Here is a 2,621-nt window from a genome sequence, read left to right on the forward strand (position 1 = left end):
GCCCTCCGCCAGAAACGACAAAGCCCCACCATTTCTGGCAGGGCTCGATTATTGAAATGCTTCAGATACAACTTCTCATGGTTAGAAGCATACAGGACAGTTTTATGCAAAGTCAACACTAACGTGCAAAAAAGTGTCGCTATTTGTTCCGATCATATTAATAAGTTGTCGCCTTCTCAAATTCTACTGCCGCGTGACGCTCCCCCTGGCGCAGCGTGTCCACCAGCATTTCATAAAAGGGTTTCCAGTTGCGTGACCATGAGGACTGATGGAGGTCCGGGAGACGCTTCAGAATGGCACGGTGTACCGTCGCCGAGGAGATAGCAGAGAAGCCATTACCAGAGCAACGTTCACACGTTTTGAAAACCGGTGCGCCACGTTCTTTGGTCGCTTTGCGATCCAGTACTTCACCTTTACCGCCACAACGACAGCGGGCACTAATCGTTCCCTTGCCTTCGCAAACATCACAGACCGCCGGTACAACCTCTGTTACCTCCGTCCACTGCTCCCAGTCAGATGGTCGAACAGCACGAGAGCGGCAGGCCCAGTATGGCGCTTTACCCCATGGGTAAGAAACTTTGCGGGTAATCTGCTCGCGGGTTGTTCGCCCGGTACCGCAACAACTGTGACATGTCACGCTGGTAGCCGCCGAACGGGAGTAATCAGCAAAGGCAAATTGTGCCAGCATCTGCATACACCATCCGAACTGCCCACCAGCTGCTTTGCGAACATTCTTCGGTGCGACATCCATCGCATATCGCGCCAGCGCCTGAACTGCGAGCTGTTCATCTGTTTTGCTGATTCCAGCTTTACCGAAGAACGCCGCCAGGCCGAATCGCGCACGGCTGCTGGTAGTACCAATAGCCGCCATTACGTCTGTTCCTGTAAGGCGGTCCGGAGAGGTTCCTTTCACGTCGTCGCTGATATGCATACCCTGAGGGCTAAAGTGTTTAAGGGCAGACTCGAGCTTCACAATGATTTCCTCCGGAAGTGGGATGCATTTATTATCTCACTTATTGCAACACACATCCATTCTGATGCAATAAATGAAACGCCGTTATTCTGCATTGTGCGCACCAATAAGATTGAGGTATACGGCATCACTGTCTGCATTCATAAATCCCTGGTGTCGCTCACTTTGCAGATACCACTTGAGAACATTCAGGGCCTCATCCCGACTTACTGGCCTGATGATTTCCAGTTGTTTATCCAGCCAGTGTTCCCGATCGCTTACTGGCCCACCATCTCCACTCAGTTCATCAGGCGCAATTTCTTTTTTGGCCGCATCCCGCATGCGATAAACCCATTCCCAATACTGAAACTCACGTACCACGTCCGATAACGTATAAGGTGCTGGCAAAACATCTGCGATAATCTCAAAAGATTTCCTATCGCGAAGTTCCATAACCTCGGTTACACGTTCACCTTCGATTCGTCCTCTGCGCTTTTCTTCTTCAGTCCAGCCATAACTGTCGCTGTACAGCCAGCCCAGCGCATCCTCCAGCAATTGTTCCGGTACAGTTAACTCATCGTAGATTGCTTCATAACTTCCAAACACACCACGCACCTCTGCAGCGCGAGCTGCCTGTTCACGCGCCCGCTCTATAAAGTGTTGTGGGTTATCCATCATCAGTGTGCCAAACACAATGTTGAACCCGTCAACACCATTTGACTGAAGATAGCGGGTATAGCGATCCTGCGCTTCCTTCGGGGTAATGGTCAGTTTCTCCAGCGCTGCCTGTGCAGCCTCAAGGTGAACCGGCTCATTAAGTTTTATTACCTCCAGAACCCAGAGATAAGCATCCGTTTGTTTATGCCCGGTGATAACCTGTTGCGGTGGCAGAGGTTTAACTGTCGCCAGTTCAGTGCTGTATTTCGGCTCAGGGATGGTGAAAAGCGCCCGGTGCTCAGGATTGTCACGAAATAATCCGGAGCGGCGACAGAGGCTTTTCACCGTATTGATATTGACGCCCGTTTCCCGCGAGATGGTTTTATAGCCTCTGCCGCTGCGTTTAAGGCTGAGGATTTGCTCTTTAATATCGTTGTTCATTTGCACACCCGGTATGCGGGCGGGTTGCCCCGCCCCGTCTGTTATCAGAAAGGCACGTCATCCGAAAAATCATCATCCGGAGCAGGCTGACCGCCAGTACTTTTCTTGCGTCCACCCGGGCGCACAGTCTTCGCACTGATCACCGAGTCAGCCACCACCTGGTAACCCGTCTGCATGACGCCATTATTCCCCTTCCACTGGCTGGCCTGCATCGTGCCCGACACGCTAATCAGGTCACCTTTCTGGTGTTTCAACAGATAGTCCGCTTGTTTTCCGAACGCCGTCACCGCCAGCCAGAATGTCAGTTCACCGTTCTCTGCATCCCGGCAGGGAAGTGCCACAGCCAGCCGGGTATATGCCATGTTGTTGCCGTTGCTGATGGCCTTGCTCTGCACGTCGACCACCAGCCGGCCATGGGCTGCAATATGTGCTGTCATTTTGATGTCTCCTCACCCTCGTCAAGCTGAACCAGTAAATAAGAACGCATACGGATGTTGCCCAAGTGTCTGAGCCGCGGCGTCAGCGTCTGGTATCCTTTATCGCTCGGTGACTTCTTCAGTATTCCGGCCTC

3 protein-coding genes are annotated in these 2,621 nt (G+C 52.2%); all 3 read right to left on the bottom strand.

Annotation, left to right across the window (positions count from 1 at the left end; genetic code table 11):
- Positions 1–157 precede the first annotated feature (157 nt).
- Entirely contained in the window at positions 158–973 is an 816-nt protein-coding gene (locus VF709_RS24680; protein ID WP_440232455.1) for an antitermination protein Q, read from the bottom strand.
- 84 nt (positions 974–1,057) lie between these two features.
- Positions 1,058–2,050: a hypothetical protein gene (locus VF709_RS24685; RefSeq protein WP_440232456.1), complete on the bottom strand. Its 993-nt coding sequence runs from the start codon at positions 2,048–2,050 to the stop codon at positions 1,058–1,060.
- A 44-nt stretch (positions 2,051–2,094) separates the two neighbouring features.
- Positions 2,095–2,487, bottom strand: coding sequence for a single-stranded DNA-binding protein (locus VF709_RS24690; protein ID WP_440232457.1), 393 nt, complete (start codon positions 2,485–2,487; stop codon positions 2,095–2,097).
- Positions 2,488–2,621: the final 134 nt, after the last annotated feature.

The organism is Enterobacter sp. Lyrl_3 (assembly GCF_051948675.1).
Lineage (GTDB): Bacteria > Pseudomonadota > Gammaproteobacteria > Enterobacterales > Enterobacteriaceae > Enterobacter > Enterobacter cloacae.

Excerpts from the sequence above, each read along its gene's own strand:
- VF709_RS24685 (WP_440232456.1), bottom strand. The coding sequence starts at position 2,050 with ATGAACAACGATATTAAAGAGCAAATCCTCAGCCTTAAACGCAGCGGC.
- VF709_RS24690 (WP_440232457.1), bottom strand. The coding sequence starts at position 2,487 with ATGACAGCACATATTGCAGCCCATGGCCGGCTGGTGGTCGACGTGCAG.